General features: G+C 72.7%; 16 protein-coding genes. 7 read left to right on the forward strand and 9 right to left on the reverse strand.

Annotated elements, in window-relative coordinates; translation table 11 throughout:
• Nucleotides 1–391: 391 nt before the first annotated feature.
• The gene (locus ACFYML_RS09530; RefSeq protein ID WP_387420150.1) at nucleotides 392–1,339 is read left to right on the forward strand and encodes a hypothetical protein; all 948 of its coding nucleotides are present in this window, start codon (nucleotides 392–394) and stop codon (nucleotides 1,337–1,339) included.
• Here ACFYML_RS09530 and ACFYML_RS09535 read toward each other — a convergent pair.
• The 4 genes from ACFYML_RS09535 to ACFYML_RS09550 all read right to left on the reverse strand — a co-directional run bounded on the left by ACFYML_RS09535 (nucleotide 1,321) and on the right by ACFYML_RS09550 (nucleotide 6,560).
• Nucleotides 1,321–2,031, reverse strand: coding sequence for a VOC family protein (locus tag ACFYML_RS09535; RefSeq protein WP_387420151.1), 711 nt, complete (start codon nucleotides 2,029–2,031; stop codon nucleotides 1,321–1,323). The two genes, ACFYML_RS09530 and ACFYML_RS09535, sit on opposite strands and share 19 nt — an antisense overlap.
• A gap of 81 nt (nucleotides 2,032–2,112) precedes the next feature.
• Nucleotides 2,113–5,190, reverse strand: coding sequence for an NACHT domain-containing protein (locus ACFYML_RS09540; RefSeq protein WP_387420152.1), 3,078 nt, complete (start codon nucleotides 5,188–5,190; stop codon nucleotides 2,113–2,115).
• A gap of 85 nt (nucleotides 5,191–5,275) precedes the next feature.
• A complete protein-coding gene (locus ACFYML_RS09545) occupies nucleotides 5,276–5,512 on the reverse strand; it encodes a hypothetical protein (protein WP_387420153.1) in 237 nt (78 codons plus the stop codon).
• 127 nt (nucleotides 5,513–5,639) lie between these two features.
• On the reverse strand, nucleotides 5,640–6,560 hold the full coding sequence (locus ACFYML_RS09550; RefSeq protein ID WP_387420154.1) for a hypothetical protein: 921 nt from the start codon (nucleotides 6,558–6,560) through the stop codon (nucleotides 5,640–5,642).
• A gap of 153 nt (nucleotides 6,561–6,713) precedes the next feature.
• Between ACFYML_RS09550 and ACFYML_RS09555 the strand changes: the two genes are divergently transcribed.
• Both ACFYML_RS09555 and ACFYML_RS09560 read left to right on the forward strand, forming a co-directional pair.
• Nucleotides 6,714–7,826: a sensor histidine kinase gene (locus ACFYML_RS09555; protein ID WP_387420155.1), complete on the forward strand. Its 1,113-nt coding sequence runs from the start codon at nucleotides 6,714–6,716 to the stop codon at nucleotides 7,824–7,826.
• Entirely contained in the window at nucleotides 7,823–8,473 is a 651-nt protein-coding gene (locus ACFYML_RS09560) for a response regulator (RefSeq protein WP_387420156.1), read from the forward strand. The genes ACFYML_RS09555 and ACFYML_RS09560 overlap by 4 nt, the downstream gene beginning before the upstream one ends.
• Before the next feature lie 30 nt (nucleotides 8,474–8,503).
• On the opposite strand, the gene ACFYML_RS09565 is transcribed toward ACFYML_RS09560, so the two are convergent.
• The gene (locus ACFYML_RS09565) at nucleotides 8,504–9,019 is read right to left on the reverse strand and encodes a hypothetical protein (protein ID WP_387420157.1); all 516 of its coding nucleotides are present in this window, start codon (nucleotides 9,017–9,019) and stop codon (nucleotides 8,504–8,506) included.
• Nucleotides 9,020–9,330: 311 nt separating this feature from the next.
• On the opposite strand from ACFYML_RS09565, the gene ACFYML_RS09570 reads away from it, so the two are divergent.
• The 3 genes from ACFYML_RS09570 to ACFYML_RS09580 all read left to right on the forward strand — a co-directional run bounded on the left by ACFYML_RS09570 (nucleotide 9,331) and on the right by ACFYML_RS09580 (nucleotide 11,511).
• Entirely contained in the window at nucleotides 9,331–10,077 is a 747-nt protein-coding gene (locus ACFYML_RS09570; protein ID WP_073836200.1) for a lysozyme, read from the forward strand.
• A 111-nt stretch (nucleotides 10,078–10,188) separates the two neighbouring features.
• A complete protein-coding gene (locus ACFYML_RS09575; protein WP_387420158.1) occupies nucleotides 10,189–10,863 on the forward strand; it encodes a peptidoglycan recognition family protein in 675 nt (224 codons plus the stop codon).
• A 132-nt stretch (nucleotides 10,864–10,995) separates the two neighbouring features.
• Nucleotides 10,996–11,511, forward strand: coding sequence for an NUDIX domain-containing protein (locus ACFYML_RS09580; protein WP_387420159.1), 516 nt, complete (start codon nucleotides 10,996–10,998; stop codon nucleotides 11,509–11,511).
• 70 nt (nucleotides 11,512–11,581) lie between these two features.
• On the opposite strand, the gene ACFYML_RS09585 is transcribed toward ACFYML_RS09580, so the two are convergent.
• The 3 genes from ACFYML_RS09585 to ACFYML_RS09595 all read right to left on the reverse strand — a co-directional run bounded on the left by ACFYML_RS09585 (nucleotide 11,582) and on the right by ACFYML_RS09595 (nucleotide 15,274).
• Complete coding sequence (locus tag ACFYML_RS09585; protein WP_387420160.1) at nucleotides 11,582–12,121, reverse strand: RNA 2'-phosphotransferase; 540 nt, start codon at nucleotides 12,119–12,121, stop codon at nucleotides 11,582–11,584.
• A 63-nt stretch (nucleotides 12,122–12,184) separates the two neighbouring features.
• Nucleotides 12,185–13,234, reverse strand: coding sequence for an aldo/keto reductase (locus ACFYML_RS09590; RefSeq protein WP_387420161.1), 1,050 nt, complete (start codon nucleotides 13,232–13,234; stop codon nucleotides 12,185–12,187).
• Between the two features lie 93 nt (nucleotides 13,235–13,327).
• Nucleotides 13,328–15,274 carry an ABC transporter ATP-binding protein gene (locus ACFYML_RS09595; RefSeq protein WP_387420162.1) on the reverse strand — a complete coding sequence of 649 codons (1,947 nt, stop codon included), beginning with the start codon at nucleotides 15,272–15,274 and terminating at the stop codon, nucleotides 13,328–13,330.
• A gap of 243 nt (nucleotides 15,275–15,517) precedes the next feature.
• Here ACFYML_RS09595 and pgi point away from each other — a divergent pair, with 243 nt between their 5' ends.
• The gene (gene pgi / locus ACFYML_RS09600; protein WP_387420163.1) at nucleotides 15,518–17,152 is read left to right on the forward strand and encodes a glucose-6-phosphate isomerase; all 1,635 of its coding nucleotides are present in this window, start codon (nucleotides 15,518–15,520) and stop codon (nucleotides 17,150–17,152) included.
• 94 nt (nucleotides 17,153–17,246) lie between these two features.
• On the opposite strand, the gene ACFYML_RS09605 is transcribed toward pgi, so the two are convergent.
• Nucleotides 17,247–17,657 (reverse strand): type II toxin-antitoxin system Phd/YefM family antitoxin, encoded by a 411-nt coding sequence (locus tag ACFYML_RS09605; RefSeq protein ID WP_387420164.1) that lies wholly within the window; start codon nucleotides 17,655–17,657, stop codon nucleotides 17,247–17,249.
• Nucleotides 17,658–17,680: the final 23 nt, after the last annotated feature.

Raw genomic sequence — 17,680 nt, forward strand, 5'->3', positions numbered from 1 at the left:
GGCGCTGGTCGTCCACTGCCGGCCGACGGCACCAACAGATGATGATCATAAAGCCATGATCATGTTGGCGAAGAATGCGCCCGCAGCGGAGAGCTCATGGGCGATGAGCGGTCCGTCCGCGCGGCTGCGAGCCGTTGTGCCCCCGCCTTGTTAGCGTGGGCTGACGTTCGCCACCGTCGACGCGTCCGGCTGGTCCGCGCCGACGGCGCGGCGCCCCTCAACCAGTCACCGCCAGGCGGACGGTGGCACCGGGCCGCCCGGCCCGGTGCTGAGGAGGGGTGAGATGACCGACGCGTCGGGCGGGAAGGCGCCTTCGCCGGGCCGGCGGCCACCGTGGATCGACCGGGGTCGAGACTGGGCGGGGTGGGCCGGCCCCCGGCTGAAGGCGGGCGTGCGTAGCACGTGGGCGCGGCTGCTTCCGGTGCTGCAGAGGTTGTGGGCGGCGGCGGACGGGGATGTGCCGTCTCACCCTTCCGATGAGACGCACGAGCACCGGGAGCTGTCCCACCCGATCGCCGTCGCGGCCAAGGGGCATGTGTTCACGTTCACCGTCCGGGCCGTGCTCATCTGGTCGATCACGGGCGAGCGGCCCGATGTGCCGATCTGGTACGTGCGCCATTTCACGCCCAAGGTGATTCAGCAGTTGCGACGTACGGCCGCGGACTGCGCGCGCGACTTCGCCCCGCACCGGGCGGGCGACCTCGAGGTGGCCCTGCAGAAGGCCCTGACCGAGCAGGATCCGAAGCGATGGCGGTACACGCACGGTGGCGTGACGATCCAGTGCCGGCCGGAGGTGTGGTGGGTTCGCCACGACGAGCGGGTCCGGGAGACATTGCGGCCGCACTTGGACCGCATGATCGAGCTGGAGTGCGAGTACGAGCTGTACCTGGCTCGGGCCCGGTACGCCGAGGAGCTGAACCGGCGGTGGATGACGATCCTCGACGAAATGGTCGACGATCCCCCGGGACGCGAGGAGACGGAGGCGATCAACGAGGAGCTGGCCCGGGCGCGGCGGCACATGGCCGCGGAGCAGCGGGCCGCCGCCGAGTGGACCGCGGGGCTCATGCGGGACCGGCGGAACTTCGACCGGATCTTCGAGCCGTTCACCGCCATCCCCATCGTCCCGCAGCAGGCAGCCGGCTCCCCCCGCGACTCCTCAGGCGACGCACCGAAGGCGACGTCCAGCGAGGCCACCGCGAACACGACATCAACGGACGCCACCGCCCCGAAGCCGGCGTCGACCGAGGCCGCCCCGAACGCGACGTCAACTGAGTCTGCCGCCCCGAAGGCGGCCTCGACAGAACGCGCGTCGGAGCTGGGTCAGGACGGGCGGCGCTGACGCCGAGCCGCTCCGGTCCGGGCTGTCGGGCTCGCCTGCCGGTTGCGCAGGAACGCGCCCAGTCCCTGCCCGTCCTCGGTGGCCAGGAACGCGCCGCGGGCGTTGAGCAGGGCCTCGTCGGCGTGCGCCAGGCAGCCCCACACGGTGTCGCCCCACGAGTCGGCGAGCTTCACCTCGGCCGGCTCCGGGCACGCCTCGCCGCGTGGGCCGCCGATCTGGCAGCGGGCCGGCGCGCCGCCGTGCTGTCGGACCCGCTCGGCGGCCTCGCGGATCAGCGAGAACCGGACCTCTTTGTCGGCCGCCGGGCTGCGGGCCTGCTCGGGGACCGCCCGCCGCTGCCCGAACAGGACCACGTTGCCGTCCGGGTCGGTGGTGCGGCACTCACCGCCGGGGGCGTGCTCCGGGTAGCCGGACCGCTCGACGGCGTACCCGGCGGCGGTCAGCCGGTCGATCGTGGCGGTGAGGTCGTCGACGTAGAGGTAGATGAGCAGGGGCAGCTCGACGGTGACCAGGCGCGGCGTGATCGCGGCCAGCAGCAGGGTCAGCTCCCCGCACTGCAGATAGGACCAGCGGGACTCACCGTCGCCCCCGGTGCGCAGCTCGGCGTAGCCGAAGACCTCGTAGAACCGTCGCGCGGCGTCGGCGTCCGCGACGTACAACACCGGCACCTGGGCCTGCACTCCGTTGGGCACCACGCCAATGTACTCGTAGCGGAAATCTGAATCACGTCTTAGACATCAGGTTTTCCTGCCGAAGCATTCGCCGCGTGACCGTCAGCCGTCGTGCCACATGGGGACCGCACGGCGCAGGGTGAGTGCCACGATGTCCGGGGCCCGGAGCACCCTGGCGAGCCGGTACGCCACGCCGAGCGCCAGCGGCCCGAACATCGGATGCCCGATCAGCCGATGGCAGGCGTGCAGGCCGATCTCGGCGACCTCCCGACGGGTCAGCACCGGGCGGTTGCCGCGCCCGCGCTCGGCGCTGACCGCGACCCGGATCCGCCGCAAGGTCTCGGCCCGCTCGTCGGTGACCCGGCGTAGCACCGCCGCCGACCACCGCCAGGTCTCGACGAGCGTGAGCAGGTCCGACCCGGCGGGCAGCAGGTCGGCGAAGTACAGGTCGTACCGGCAGATCGCCACCGCCTCGGTCGGCTGCCCGTCGGCGAGGGTCAGCCCGGCCAGCAGCCCGGCGGCCAGGGGCGCGGACCACTCGGCGTCGAGTCCGGCGGACCGCACGGCGTCGACCAACCGTTCGCACGCGTCCCGCGCCGCCACGTCGCCGGCGGCGTACCGGAGCACCGCCTGGAGTTCCGCGGTGGCCGGCTCGGGCCGCCCGCTCCGCTCCTCCCGCGTGGCCAGTTCGTCGGCGGCGGCGAGTAGTTCCCGCACCGGGGCGTCCCGGCCGACCAGCTCGGCGATCACCCGCCGCTGCTCCTCAACCGGGGTAGGGGCCGCCCCGGTGGCCGGCGGCGCCGGGAGTTGGGCGAGCAGGTCGGCCAGGCCGCTCCAGTGCCCGGCCGCCGCCCCGACCAGGACCGCCCGGCGCAGGGCCACCCCGGTGCGATCGTCGTCGAGCCCGATGTTGGCCGCCCGGGTGTCGGCGACGGCGGCCAACGTCTGGAACGCTTCCGGCCAGTAGCCGGCCCCCGCGAGTTCGACGGCGAAGTCCTCCCGCAGCCGGCTGCCGCGCCGGCCGGCCACCGACCCGGCGGCCAGCCGGGCCTGCAGCCGACCGTGCCGGAACCGGTAGGCACCCGCGCCGTGCCGGAGCAGACCGACCGCGTCGACGTGATCGAGGAAGGCCAGCAGGTGGTACGGGAGCCGGTTGCGCGCGGCGAGCACGAACCGGGCCACGCCGAAGCGGAACCAGGCGCTGCCGCCCCGCCGGTACAGCCACCAGCCCAGGCCCAGGCCCAGCCCGGCGTACCCCTGTGCCACCGGCGGCGGGAAGTCGGACAGGCCGGCCAGCCACAGGGCGGCGAGGCCGAGGAACCACAGCGCCACGGCGCGGACGGCGGTCAGCGGCAGCGCCGCGATCGTCGCCGCGCGATCCGCCCGCAGCGTCCCCGCGGGACTGAGCGCGCTCAACTCCGCAGCCGGGGCGGACAGGTCGACGCGCAGCGCGGAGCGGACGACGGTGAACCCGCACCAGCCGACCCCCACGGCCAGGGCGCACTGGGTCGGCACCGACCAGTCCGCCACGACGGGTACGGCGCCGAGCATCGTGCCGAGCCGTGGCGGCGGCCCGATCGCCACGAACAGCGGCCAGGCCAGGGCGCCCCAGAAGGCACCGCCGACCAGTCCGGCCACCAGTCCCTCGAGGAGGGCCCGAAACCCGCCGGTGAAGACCGGCCGTACCGGCGGCACGCCGTGGTGCGGGTCGTCGCGGAGCGCCGACCGGACGGCCGCCGCCAGGGCCGCCAGGACCACCAGCAGGGACGGCCGGGCGGTGACACCGTGCAGCAGCTCCCGGACCTGGGCGTGACCGGTCACGGCGGCGAGGGCGCCGAGCGCCTCCCCGACCGGCGACAGGGCGAGCCACGCCGCGACAGCGGCCCGCAGACCGTCGAAGGCGACCCAGAACGGACGCGGGAGCGCGACGGGGAGCTGCCACCAGCGGAACTCGCGACTGTCCAGGGACTCCAGGTGGCTGGCCAGCTGGGCGAGGTAGCGGCGGGACCGGTCCGGTTCCCAGCGGCGCAGGCCCTGCCCGCCCCGCCGCGACCGCAGGGCCGCGTCGACCGCGCGGGACAGCACCTCGTCCTCCACCGAACGCCGGCCGCGCTCGGCGGCCAGCGGAAGCAGTTCGCGCGGGTCAGTGCCGGGCTGGTCGAACGCGGTTCGGGCCAGGGCAACCAGCAACGGGGTGGACAGCGCCGCGGCCAGCTCGGCGTCGGCGTCGAGCCGGTCGGCCACCGTGGACCAGTTGCCGACCTGGTGCAGCGGCGCGGCGTCCCGCAGGTACCGGCCGACCTGCGCGGCGGTCAGCGGCGCGAGGGTCACCACGGCGGTCGCCCGCAGCCGCTCGCCCTGGATCAGGTACGTCTCGTAGACGGCGGAGCGGCAGGTCAGCACGAACCGTTGGGTCGGCAGCTCGTTGAGTTCCGCCAGGCAGGCGCTGAGCCGGTCCTCGGGCAGCTCGTCCAGGCCGTCCAGCACCGGCACCACCAGGTCGGCCAGCAGCAGGTCACGCACCACCGCCTCGCGGCGGGAGTGGCCTGCGGCGAGATACGGGTACCGCCGGGTGATCCGGTCGGCCAGCCAGTCGTGGAACCCCTCGGCGCCCGGGTCCCAGGAGTCCACCGGCAGCAGCACCGGGATCGGCGCCTCCGGGTCGCGCCGGGCGGCGAACTCCCGGACCAGCCGCAGCGCGATGATCGATTTGCCGGATCCGGGTGGTCCCAGCACCAGCAGGCGCCCCGACGGCACCGAGCGGTAGCACTCCCACAGCGTCCCGTCCCGCCCGGTGAGGTCGACGGGTCCGGCGTCGGCGGACCGGCCGATCGAGCGCCAGGACGGCATCAGCCGCTCCGGGGCGTTGTGCCAGGCCACCGGCAGCGGGTACGGCTCGTCGACCGCGCGCAGCAGGATCTGCTCGGTGGGCTCCCGCCGGATCAGCTCGGCGAGCTCGTCGGCGGCGGCCCGCCGGTGCACCCAGGCCGTCGGCGGGGCGGCCTCCCGCCCGGCGAAGAGCTGGTCCACCACCACGTAGACCGCGATGACCCCGGCGACCACACCCCAGAGCCAGTTGACCTTCTCGAAGTCGTACCGGAGCCAGACCCAGGCGGTGCCGCCGGCGCCCAGCAGGGTCACGACGGTGACGAGACTCCATTTCCACACGCCGCGCCGCACCGGACGATTCTGCGGGGCCGAGGATTCCCGCGCAGCCCCACCCTCCTGTCCGGACGGCGGACCGGCTGCGGGGCGCCGGGGGCGCTCACGGAAGCAGCAGGTCGCGGATCCGTCGCAGGTGGGCCTGCTCGGCGTGGTTGTCGGTCCGCGCGATCGCCGCGTCGTACGCCGCGACCGACTCCCCAGCGCGACCGAGGCGGCGCAGCAGGTCGGCGCGGACCGCGTGGAAGACGTGGTAGCCGGCCAGGTCCAGGCCGTCCACCTGGGCCAGCGCGGCGGCCGGCCCGGCCACCTCGGCCAGCGCGACCGTCGGCCCCTTCACCCTCCATACGAACGGCCGGCGCCGGGATCGACACGCCGGCCGTGCCTTTCTCCCACCGAACGCATCGAGAGTGCCCGCTGGAATCGGTCGATGGCCGGTGTTGCCGCGGTTCCCCTCGCTCCCGCGATCACGGTGCGGTCGACACCGCGCCGTCGACTCTGGCGACGCTGGCATCACGGCTCGGCGGTGCCGGGACCGACAATGGATGACGCGGCGAGGATGCGGAGTCGGCCCGGACGGCCACGGCCCGCCGCCCCCAGCGGGTTCGGCCCCAGGGCTTCACGACCGACAGGACGGTCGAGGCCCACAGCGCGATGGTGAAGCTGCCGAGGCAGGCCGTCAGCGCGATGCCGACAGCACCGGGCTGGCCGACCGGATCGACGGTACGGCGAGCCAGGTCGTCGGCCAGTGCGCTCTCGACGGTGCCGGCGACCAGCGGGATGCTCACCGCGATGACGAACTTGGCCAGCACCCACCAGTACCGGACGAGCCCCCACTTTGTACCGAGCGACACGACCAGGCCCGTGATGATCGACAGCGCCATCGACGGAATCGCGACGGCCAGGTCGATCACATGCAACACCTCGTACGCGCCGTGTCGCATGGCGTGGGAATCCGCGACCCAGCCGATGACGGCCAGGGCGGTCATCGTGAGCGCGACGCCGAGCCACCCGACGCTGAACCCCACATGCAGGGCCAACCAGATCCTGCGGGCCCGCGGCGACAGCAACGGGAAGCGCGGCCTGCATCGGGCGAGGATCACCAACGAGAACAGGATGCCGACAAGTGCGATCGACTCGGCAATGCTGAAGACGAACTGCAGCGGCGCCAGCGCCAGGTGCAGGCCGATCGCCAGCCGCCGGCCCAGACGGTGCCACCGCAGCGCGGCGACAAGGGAGAGGATCGCCCCGGCGCCGTATCCCATCAGCGCCATCACCCGGAAGACGGTCGCGTCCGAGCCGTGCAGGAGCAACCCGATGGCCAGAGCGGCGAAGGCGGCAAAGGCCCATTGAAGCGGGCGGGCGAGGTCGCGGGAGATGGGTTTCATGCCCCGACGCTAGGTTTTGACGGATGGGGTCGACATCGCGCGATGTGCCCGGAGCCGCGCACCCATGGTCGGTAGGCCCAGCAGTGCGGCACATCTTTCGACTACATCGATCGGCGGAAGCCCGTCAGCGGCTGTCCTGCCTAGACTCAGGCCATGCTCACCGGCCGGGCTCCATGGCTGCGTCCTGGCCGGGCGGTGGACGGCGTGCTCGCCACGGCGTGCGTCCTACCGGGGATGTGGCGAGACCTGCAGTCCGGCCTGTTCGACGGTTCCCCGGTCCTCAACCGCCCGGCCCCGCTGTGGATCGCCGTGGCGTTGGCGGTCGCCAGCGGCCTGGCTGTGTTCGACCGCCGGCGCCGGCCACTACTGCTGTACGCCGGCGCCGTGGCCTGCTGGCTCGTCGCGGGTGCCTGGCCGGCCGTGCCGGTGGCGCAATACGCGGTGGGGGCATATGTCCGATCATTGCGGCTGCGGGTAGCGCTCACGGTCGCGATGGTGGCGGCGGTGTCGATGCCGATGTGGCTGGCGTACGGCGCGGACGCCAGCCTTCCGATCAGTCTGGCCATGTGCATCCTGCCGACCCTGGCCGGCCTGTTCGTGGCATCGCGGCGAGCGCAGGAGCGGCTGCTCGTCGAGCAGGCGCGCGCCGAGGAACGGGCACTGATCGCCCGGGACATGCACGACGTCGTCACCCATCGGGTGTCGCTCATGGTGCTGCACGCCACCGCGCTCGCGGCGGCGGAGGGACGGGGCGCGGTGGAGGTCGCGGGCCAGATCCAGGACATCGGCCGGGCGGCGTTGGAGGAACTCCGTACCCTCGTCGGTGTGCTCCGCGACGGCGGCGAGGCGCCGCTGCGGCCGCAGCCGGGAGTCGCCGACCTGGCGGACCTGGTGGACGCGTCCCGCGCCCTCGGGCTGACGGTCGAGTTGTCCGTCGAGGACGGCCTACGGGCGCCAGCGCTGGTCGAGCAGGCGGTGTACCGGGTGGTGCAGGAGGCCCTGACGAACGTGCACAGGCACGCACGCACCGCGCGGACCACGGTGGTCGTGGCGTCCGACGATGACGGCGTGAGCCTCGCAGTTCGTAACGGGGCCAGCGCGGTGGCCGCCACGGCCGCCCCCCGCGGCGGGCACGGCCTGCTCGGAATCAGCGAGCGGGTCCGGCTGGTCGGTGGCACGCTGAGCACCCGCCGGCTGCCGGACGGCGGCTTCGAGGTGCGGGCCCGCATCCCGGTCGCGAGGGAGGCAGCGGAGGTGGAGCGGTGATCCGACTGCTGGTCGTCGACGACGAATGGCTGGTCCGGGCTGCGCTGCGGACCATTTTTGCAGCGTACGACGACATCGAGGTCGTCGGCGAAGCCGAGGACGGCGACCAGGCGGTCCGAGAGGCGCGAATCCACCAGCCGGACGTGGTGCTGATGGACATCCGGATGCCGCGCGCCGACGGCCTCGCCGCCGCCGCGGCGCTCGCCCGCTCCCTGGACCCGCCGAAGGTCGTCGTGCTGACGACGTTCGAGCTGGACGAGTACGTGGAGACGGCGCTGCGCCACGGCGCGGTGGGCTTTCTGCTCAAGGACGCCACCGCGGACCAGATGGCCGCTGCGGTACGCAGCGCCGTCGCAGGCGACGCGATGCTGTCGCCGCGGGTCACCCGCCGTCTGTTGCACCGGTTCGCGGAACCGAGCAGCCCACACCGACGCGACGCGCTGCGCCGGATCGACGTCCTCACGGACAGGGAACGGGAAATCCTGACCGCCGTCGGCGAAGGGTTGTCGAACGGCGACATCGGCAAGCGGTTGCACCTCAGTGAGGCCACCGTCAAGAGCCACGTCAGTCGGGTGCTGGCCAAGCTGCAACTGACCAACCGGGTCCAGGCGGCGATCTTGGCGCACCACGCCGGCCTGGTGCGCTGACCACGTCAGTCCGCCGCCGGAGCGTCACCCTCAGAAGGGCTCGACTCCGAAGCGAATCGCCGTGGCATACACCGGCCCGCGCCCGGTCTCCTTTCCGTCGATGTCGAGACCGCGCCACGTACCGACGCTGGTCAGCGTGTCGCCGTTCACCTGAGCCTCGTGCGTTGCCTGGACCTCCCCGTGGTAGCGAGGTGGCAGCCCCTTCAGATCCTCCGGCAGCACCTGCCACAGGGAGAACCTCACGGTACTTCGTCCGGCGGCGACCCATCGGCCGGTCGCGATGTGGATTCCGTCAGCGAACGACAGGAAGAAGCCGCCGGGGAGAAAGGTGAACAGCCCCACTTCGACCTCGTGCGGTAGCGTCACCAGGCCACGCCAAGCGCCGACGACCGGGTGGTAGCCCGGCTGGTGGGCGGACGGCCGTTCACCCGCGACAGCCGCGCCACTGAAGCCCAGCGCTCCGGCGGTGGCCAGCGCCCCCACGCCGGCGGCCATGCCGGCCGTACGCCGGAGAAGGTGCCTTCGGTCAATCTCGTTACCAGTCATGGGAACGACGCTAGAGCGGCACGTCGCGGGGCACATTGGTCGTCGGTTGTCGCCGGATGCGACCAACGACGGCTCGCACCCCGGCCGTCTCCGCCTATCGAATGAGCCAGCCGGTGATCGCCGGACCGCGCGACCGGCTGATCGGTGGTGTCGAGCAGGTGGACGTCCCACCGTGGATCCGCGCCGCGAGAAATTCAACAGATGATCTTCCATGTATCTATTGAAATTTGTCTCCATCCTGTGACGTAATACTGACAGTTCCTTTCACCAACTCCCGCCGCCGCGAGCGGCAGACCCCCCGGGAGGGAAAGATGAACCGTCCCCTGCGATCGGCGCTACGTACGGCCGCCACGGCCGTGCTCGCCACCGTCACCCTGGCCGCCTCGGCCCTGCTCGGCGCGACGCCCGCCAGCGCCGCGCCGGCCGGCCTGCCCGGCATGGACGTCTCCAGCTGGCAGGGCAACGTCAACTGGTCCGCCGCCTGGAACAACGGCGCCCGCTTCGCGTACGTGAAGGCCACCGAGGGCACCGGCTACACCAACCCGTACTTCGCTCAGCAGTACAACGGCTCGTACAACGTCGGCATGATCCGGGGCTCGTACCACTTCGCCCGGCCGGACGTATCCAGCGGCGCCACCCAGGCCAACTACTTCGTCGACCACGGCGGCGGCTGGTCCAAGGACGGCAAGACCCTGCCGGGCGCCCTGGACATCGAGTACAACCCGTACGGTGCGACCTGCTACGGGCTGAGCCAGGCCTCGATGCGCAGCTGGATCGCCTCGTTCGTCAACCAGTACTACGCCCGCACGGGCCGGTGGGCCACCATCTACACCACCACCGACTGGTGGACCACCTGCACCGGGAACACCTCGCAGTTCGCCGCGAACAACCCGCTCTGGATCGCGCGCTACTCCAGCAGCGTCGGCACCCTGCCAGCCGGCTGGGGGACGTACTCGTTCTGGCAGTGGGCTGACTCCGGCGTCTTCCCCGGCGACCAGAACGTCTGGAACGGCACCCTGGACCGGCTCAAGGTGCTGGCCTGCAACGGACCCTGCTGACCCGATCCGGTGGCGGGCGCCCTTTCGGCCGCTCGGCGCGGCGTGTCTGACGCCGCGCCGGGCCCCGGGAGCAGCCCCGCCACCGGCGTCCGTACCCCTGAGGAGGCCCCGATGTCCGTCCCCGTCCCCCGGCGGGCCGTGCTGCGCGGCGCGGTCCTGCTCGGCGCCGCGGCCGGCGCCACGGCGTTCACCCAGTTCGGCGACGACCGCGACGCGCGCGCCGTCGCCACCCGGGTCGACCAGCCGGATATCGCCAACTGCGCGACCTGGGGCGCCCGCCCGCCCTCGACCAACGTCAGCGTCGTGCAGAGCCGTCCCAACAAGATCATCATCCATCACACGGCGTTCCCGAACACCACCGACTACAGCCTGGCGCAGGCCTACCGGAACTCGCGCGACATTCAGAACCTGCACATGGACACCAACGGCTGGCTCGACTCCGGGCAGCACTTCACCAACAGCCGTGGCGGCTACCTGACCGAGGGCCGGCACGGCAGCCTGTACGCGCTGCTGCACGGGCAGACCATGGTCCAGGGCGCGCACTGCGTCGGGCAGAACAGCCAGGCCATCGGCATCGAGAACGACGGCATCTACCTCGACGTGCAGCCACCGAAGGCACTCTGGGACAGCCTGGTGTGGTTCTGCGCGTTCACCTGCCAGCAGTACGGCATCCCGTCCAGCGAGATCTACGGACACAAGGACTTCAACAACACTCAATGTCCTGGCCTGCTGCACGACCGGCTGCCCGAGCTGCGCAGCGCGGTGGCCGCCCGGCTCGGCGGCTGACGGCCCGACCCGCCGTCGCGGGGCGTCTCACCGGGACGCCCCGCCCCGCGACCACCAGATCCTCCCTCAGCCGCAGCCCCGTCGGGGCCGAAGCCTGACGGCTCACGAGCCAGGCGGGTAACGTGCTGCGGCGTGACCGTCACACCGTACTCGCACTGCTCGTACTGCGGCGCCGCCTATTCGGCGGAGGCCGGCTGGCCGCGGGTCTGCGCGGCCTGCGGCGGGACGGTGTGGCGGAACCCGCTGCCGGTCGCGGTGGCGGTGCTGCCGGTCCGGACGCCGACCGGCCTGGGCGTGGTGGCGGTCCGCCGGGACATCGAGCCGGCCCGCGGGCAGCTCGCCCTGCCCGGCGGTTTCATCGAGTACGGCGAGGAGTGGTCGGAGGCGCTGGTCCGGGAGCTGCGGGAGGAGACCGGCCTGCTGGCCGATGCCGAGCAGGCGCGGCTGTTCGCGGTGCACGGCGCGCCGGCCGGCGGCACCATGATGGTCTTCGGCGTGCTGCCCGAGCGGGCGGTCGGCGACCTGCCGCCGTCGGCGCCGACCGAGGAGGCCACCGAGTGGCTGGTCCTCACCGAGCCGGTCGAGCTGGCCTTCTCCACGCACACCCGGGTGCTGGCCGACTTCCTCGCCGAACGGTGGGCGGCCTGACCCTCGTCGGCGCCGCCGACCTCTGCCTCTTCGACGGCGTCGTCCACCACCCCATCACCGCCACCTCGGGTCACACGGTGAGGTAGGCGGCGGGGACGAGGTCGGTCAGCCAGACGCCGTTGGCGCTGCGGTAGAAGCGGTAGCCGTTGTCGGCCATGGCGGCGGCGTCCACGGTCAGCACCACCACCGCACCGCCCCGGCGCGCCCCGACCCGGCGGGCGGTCGCCACGTCCGGCGACAGGTGTACGTGGTGCCGGCGGCCCCGGCGCAGCCCCTCGACCCGGATCGCCGGCAGGACGCTCTCGCTCGTGCCGTGGTAGAGCCGGTCCGGCGGCGGGGTCGGTGTCAGGCCGAGGTCCACCGGGACGGAATGGCCCTGGCTGGCCCGGATCCGGTCGACGCCGTCGGGTCCGCGCTCGACGGCGAAGCGCTGCTTGTCGTTGCCGGCGACCACGGCGTCGAGGTCGACGCGGCTGATCCGCAGCGCGGCGAGCAGGTCGGCGACGGGCACCCAGCCGGCCCGGTCGAGCGTCAGGCCGAACCGGTCCGGGCGGTGCCGCAGCGCCAGCGACATCCGCTTGCTCACCCGGACCAGATCACGATGATCCACACCGTCAGTGTGGCGCACGCCGACGCGCCGGTCGATGGATATCAGCCGGCGGCGGCCGGGTGGTCAGGCGGCGGCGCGATCCGCGAGGGGGCGGCGCCGGCGGGCCGGGTCGGTGAGGACGGGCGGCGACCAGGCGCCGTCCGGCTGGTAGAGGTTGGTGCCGGGCGGGACGATCTCGTCGATCCGGTCGAGCACCGCGTCGTCGAGGGTGAGCGACGCGCCCTTGAGCAGCCCGTCGAGCTGCTCCATGGTGCGCGGCCCGATGATCGCCGAGGTGACCCCGGGGTGCGCGACGGTGAACGCGACGGCCAGCTCGGGCAGGGTGCAGCCGACCTCGTCGGCGAGCGCGACGAGTTGCTCGACGGCGGCGTACTTCGCCGCGTTGCCGGGCAGCGCCGGATCGAAGCGGGCCGGGGTGAGCGCCGGCCGACCGGCGGTGAGGTCCACCGTGCGGCCCTGCCGGTAGTGGCCGGACAGGAACCCGGAGGCCAGCGGGCTCCAGACCAGCACGCCCATGCCGTACCGCTGGCAGACCGGGAGCACCGCGGTCTCGATCCCCCGGGCCAGGATCGAGTACGGCGGCTGCTCGGTGCGGAACCGGCCGAGCGCCCGCCGCTCGGCGACGTGGTGCGCCTCCACGATCTCCTCGGCCGGGAAGGTCGAGCAGCCGAAGGCACGGATCTTGCCGGCCCGGACCAGGTCGGTGAGCACCCCGAGGGTCTCCTCCACGTCGGTGGTGTGGTCGGGCCGGTGCACCTGGTAGAGGTCGATCCACTCGGTGCCCAGCCGGCGCAGGCTCTCCTCCACCTCCCGGACGATCCAGCGCCGGGAGTTGCCGCCCCGGTTGGGTCCCTCCCCCATCGGGAAGTGCACCTTGGTCGCCAGGACCACGTCGTCCCGCCGGCCGCGCAGCGCCTTGCCGACGATGACCTCCGACTCGCCGGCGGAGTACATGTCGGCGGTGTCCACGAAGTTCACGCCCTGGTCGAGGGCGGCGTGGACGATGCGTACGCAGTCGTCGTGGTCGGGGTTGCCGACCGCGCCGAACATCATGGTGCCGAGACAGTGGGTGCTGACCTGGATGCCGGTGCCGCCGAGAACGCGGTAGCGCACAGGGTTGTTCCTTCCTGAAGGGGTACGCCGCGTTGACCGGGCGGCGGCCGGTCCGGCAACCCTAGGAGTTCGAGTGCACTCGAGGTCAACCGGTCAGCCCGGCCCCTCCCCCGCCTCGGCCAGGTAGCCGGCGGCCTGGAGTTCGAACAGCTCCCGGTAGGGCCCGTCCTGCGCCATCAGCTCGTCGTGGTTGCCCTGCTGGATGAGGCGGCCGTGGTCCAGCACGAAGATCCGGTCGGCGTGCCGGACGTTGGCCAGCCGGTGGGTGATAAGGACCACGGCGCGGTCGGGGTGCCGCCGCAGGTGCTGGAAGAGGGCGTGTTCGGCCCGGGCGTCCAGGGCCGCCGAGGGTTCGTCGCAGATCAGCAGCCGGGCGTCCCGGTAGAGGCCGCGGGCGGCCACCAGCCGCTGCCACTGGCCGCCGGAGAGGTCCTGACCGTTCTTGAACTGCCGGTCGAGCAGCGTGTCGTACCCGAACGGCAGGCCGGTGATCATGTCGTGGGCGGCGGCGCCGTGGGCGGCGTCCTCGACGGTCGGGCCGGGACGGTCGGCGGCCCGGTCGTGCCGGCCGATCCGGATGTTCTGCCTGGCGGTGAACGGGAACTTCCACCAGTCCTGGCTCATCACCGCCACCTGGGCGCCGGCCTGCCCTGGGTCCAGTTCGGCCAGGTCCACACCGTTCCAGCGGATCATCCCCTCGGTGGGCCGGTAGAGGCCGGCGATGAGCTTGGCGAGGGTGGTCTTGCCGGACCCGTTCTCGCCCACCAGGGCGACCACCTCTCCCCGGCGGATGGTGAGACTGACACCGTCCACGGCCGGGACATCGGTGTCCGGGTAGCGCATGGTGACCTGGTCGAGCTCGATGCGTTCGACGGCGTCGACGTCCCGATCGCCGCCGGCCGGCACCCGCTGCCGGGCGCGGTCGACGAAGTCCCGGTAGTCCTGGTAGTAGAGCGCGTCCTCATAGAGCGAGTTGGTGGCGAACACAGCGGTCCGCAGCCCGGCCCGGGCGGACTGCAACGCCAGCAACGCGGTCGCGGCGGCCGCGAGGGCCACCACTCCGGTCAACAGCAGGCCGCCGAGGACCGCGTAGAGGGCGAATGCGGCAATCCCGGTGACCGACAGGCCGGCCGCGCGGGTGGCGCTCTGCGCGCGGGCCAGCCGCAGCTCGGCCCGGGTCTCCAGGCCGATGATCCGGCGGTACTCGGCGAGCAGGAACTCCCGCATCTGGTACGCGCGGATCTCCACGGCAGTGTGCCGGTCGGCCATCAGGTGGGCGAGCATCCACATCCGACGGCGCCGGGTGATCCGGCCCAGCCAGTCGAGGTGTCGGCGGCGGGCCATCCGGACCGCGGTCACTGCCTCCGGCGCAGCGGCGAGCAGCAGACACGGCAGCAGCACCGGCTGGATCACGGTGACCGCGGCGGCGGTGGCGAGCACGCCCACCACCCCGGTGACCAGGTTGACCGTGTCGTCGACGATCGAGGCGGCCTCCGCGATGCCCCGGTCCCGGGCTCGATCCATCTCCTCGGCGAAGCCGGCGTCGTCGAAGGCGGCCAGTTCGATCGCCGTGGTGGCCTCGAAGAGCCGCAGCTCCACCTGATAGTTGATCTGCGGGATCAGCCGGGCCTGCGCCCAGCCGGCCGCGACGGTCAATGCGCCGCGTACGGTCACCGCCAGCGCGGCGAGGACCAGGGCCGGCACGGCGGCGCGGATCCGGTCGGGGGTCGGACCGGCGGCGAAGAGTTGCCGGAGCACCCCGGTGGTGGCGAGCAGCCCCAGCGTGGTGAGCACGCCTGCGGCGACGTTCAACCCGATCGAGGCGAGAGTGTCCCGGCGGCTGGTCGCCCAGGCCAGCGCGACCGCCTCGCGGACCAGGGCGGGCAGCCGGCGGGCCACCGCCCCGAAGCTGGTGTGGGCGATCTCGGTGGCCCGGTGCATCCAGTGGCCGTCCTCCAGCTCCGGCAGCGGGGATTCCGCCCCACCGTCGGCCGGCTCGTCCTCGTCGGACGGAGGTCGCGGACCGATCACCGTCGTCATGGGGCCTCCTCACCGCTACGGCCGGCGATCGGAGCGTACGTTCGGCTACTTCCCGCTGTCTCCCCGTAAGCGGCGTGTCGAACAGGCGTCCCAACCGGCGCGGCGCGGCGCGCGTTCCAAGGGATGGGTGATGGCCGGTCCCGTCGCGCGCGCCTGCGCCGGGTGGCAGGCTGGTGTGGTCGCCGGCAGCGGGGCGACAACGGCCCGCTGGCAGACCACGTCGTGAAGGAGAAGATCGACCCGATGGCTGTGGACGTCACCACCACGGACGAATGGCAGGCCCTGCGCAAGCACGCCGAGGAACTGCGCGGCACCCACCTGCGGGACCTGTTCGCCGCCGACGGGCAACGGGGTGAGCGGCTCACCGGCGACGTCGCCGACCTGCACGTGGACTACAGCAAGAACCTGCTCACCGACGAGACGCTGCGCCTGCTCACCGCGCTCGCCGAGCGGGTCCGGCTGACCGACCGGATCGCCGCCATGTTCGCCGGGGAGCACATCAACTCCACCGAGGACCGGGCCGTCCTGCACACCGCGCTGCGCCTGCCCCGCGACGCGTCGCTGGTGGTGGACGGGCAGGACGTGGTCGCCGACGTGCACCGGGTGCTGGATCGGATGTCGGCGTTCGCCGAGCGGGTCCGGTCGGGCGCCTGGCGCGGATACACCGGCGAGCGGATCACCACCGTGGTCAACATCGGCATCGGCGGCTCGGACCTCGGGCCGGTGATGGCGTACGAGGCGTTGAAGGCGTACCGGGACGCCGGGATCAGTTGCCGGTTCGTGTCCAACATCGACCCGACCGACATCCATGACAAGACCACCGACCTGGACCCGGCCAGCACGCTGTTCGTCGTGGTCTCCAAGTCGTTCTCCACCCAGGAGACCCTCGCCAACGCCGATCAGGCGCGCCGCTGGCTGCTCGCCGGGCTGGACGCCGACGACTCCGCGATCGCCCGGCACTTCGTCGCGATCAGCACCAACGAGCAGCGGGTCCGCGACTTCGGCATCGACCCGGAGAACATGTTCGGCTTCTGGGACTGGGTGGGCGGCCGGTACTCGCTGCCGTCGGCGGTCGGCCTGTCGCTGATGTTGGCGATCGGGCCGACCCGGTTCCGCGAGATGCTGGCCGGCTACCACGCCGTGGACGAGCACTTCCGGACCACGCCGGTGGAGCGGAACGTGCCGGCGCTGCTGGGCCTGCTGAACGTCTGGTACACCGACTTCTTCGACGCGGAGACCCACGCGGTGCTGCCGTACGCGCAGTACCTGCACCGGTTCCCGGCATACCTGCAGCAGCTCACCATGGAGAGCAACGGGAAGTCGGTGACCGTCGACGGCCGGCCCGTGACGTACCCGACCGGGGAGATCTTCTGGGGCGAGCCGGGCACCAACGGCCAGCACGCCTTCTATCAGCTGATGCACCAGGGGACGCGGCTGGTCCCGGCCGACTTCATCGCGTTCAGCCAGCCCAACCACGACCTGGGCGACATGCACGACCTGTTCATGTCGAACTTCTTCGCGCAGACCGCCGCGCTGGCCTTCGGACGCACCCGGGAGCAGGTCGAGGCGGAGGGCACCCCGGCCGACGTGGTGCCGCACCGGGTGATGCCGGGCAACCACCCGACCACGTCGATCATCGCGCCGAAGCTGACCCCGTCGACGCTGGGCCAGCTGATCGCCCTGTACGAGCACATCGTCTTCACCGAGGGCACGGTCTGGGACATCAACTCGTTCGACCAGTGGGGCGTGGAGCTGGGCAAGGTGATGGCCAACCAGCTCGCGCCCAAGCTCACCGGTTCCCACCCCGCGCTCGGCGACGTGGACTCGTCCACTGCGGCGTTGATCCGTCGCTACCGAGCCCAGCGCGGCCGGGACTGACCCGTATTCAGACGCGGTGACCGCCATGCCGAGGAGCGACCGCTAAGGGCTCCGAGGCGTGGCGGCCCGGCTGGCGCCGGGCCGGTCGCGCGGGTCAGTCGCGGAGGAACTCTGTGTGGGCGGCCCGGAGCCGGGCCAGCGCCGGGTCGCCGGCCGGTACGCGGCGCTCCAGCTCGGCCCAGACCTCGGCGAGGGCGTCGGTGAGCGCGCGCCGCTCGGCCGCGTGCCGCCGGCTGCTCTGCCGGTGCAGCTCCTCGAGACGGCGGGACCAGCCGGCGCTGATCGCGGCGATCCGCTCGGCGTCGGCCCGGGCCTGGGCCGCCGTGCGCGCCGCCGGGGCGGGCACGATCGCGGCGACCGGGCGGGTGTCGCCGTCGCGAGTGACGACGGTGACGGTGTCGGTCAGCTCGGCGAGGGCGACGAGCTGGGTGAGCCGGGTGCGGACCTCGCGCAGCGGCAGGGCGCGCGGCTGGGGGGACCGGTCGGCCAGGGCGGGGGCAGCCATGGACAGATGTTCACGCCCGGGTA

This window comes from Micromonospora sp. NPDC007230, assembly GCF_042869115.1.
Taxonomy (GTDB): Bacteria; Actinomycetota; Actinomycetes; order Mycobacteriales; family Micromonosporaceae; genus Micromonospora.

What these genes read in the sequence shown, in the direction of transcription:
- ACFYML_RS09550 (WP_387420154.1), bottom strand. Translation starts at nt 6,560, where the DNA reads ATGAAACCCATCTCCCGCGACCTCGCCCGCCCGCTTCAATGGGCCTTT.
- ACFYML_RS09555 (WP_387420155.1), top strand. Translation starts at nt 6,714, where the DNA reads ATGCTCACCGGCCGGGCTCCATGGCTGCGTCCTGGCCGGGCGGTGGAC.
- ACFYML_RS09565 (WP_387420157.1), bottom strand. Translation starts at nt 9,019, where the DNA reads ATGACTGGTAACGAGATTGACCGAAGGCACCTTCTCCGGCGTACGGCC.
- ACFYML_RS09570 (WP_073836200.1), top strand. Translation starts at nt 9,331, where the DNA reads ATGAACCGTCCCCTGCGATCGGCGCTACGTACGGCCGCCACGGCCGTG.
- ACFYML_RS09575 (WP_387420158.1), top strand. Translation starts at nt 10,189, where the DNA reads ATGTCCGTCCCCGTCCCCCGGCGGGCCGTGCTGCGCGGCGCGGTCCTG.
- ACFYML_RS09595 (WP_387420162.1), bottom strand. Translation starts at nt 15,274, where the DNA reads ATGACGACGGTGATCGGTCCGCGACCTCCGTCCGACGAGGACGAGCCG.
- pgi (WP_387420163.1), top strand. Translation starts at nt 15,518, where the DNA reads ATGGCTGTGGACGTCACCACCACGGACGAATGGCAGGCCCTGCGCAAG.
- ACFYML_RS09605 (WP_387420164.1), bottom strand. Translation starts at nt 17,657, where the DNA reads ATGGCTGCCCCCGCCCTGGCCGACCGGTCCCCCCAGCCGCGCGCCCTG.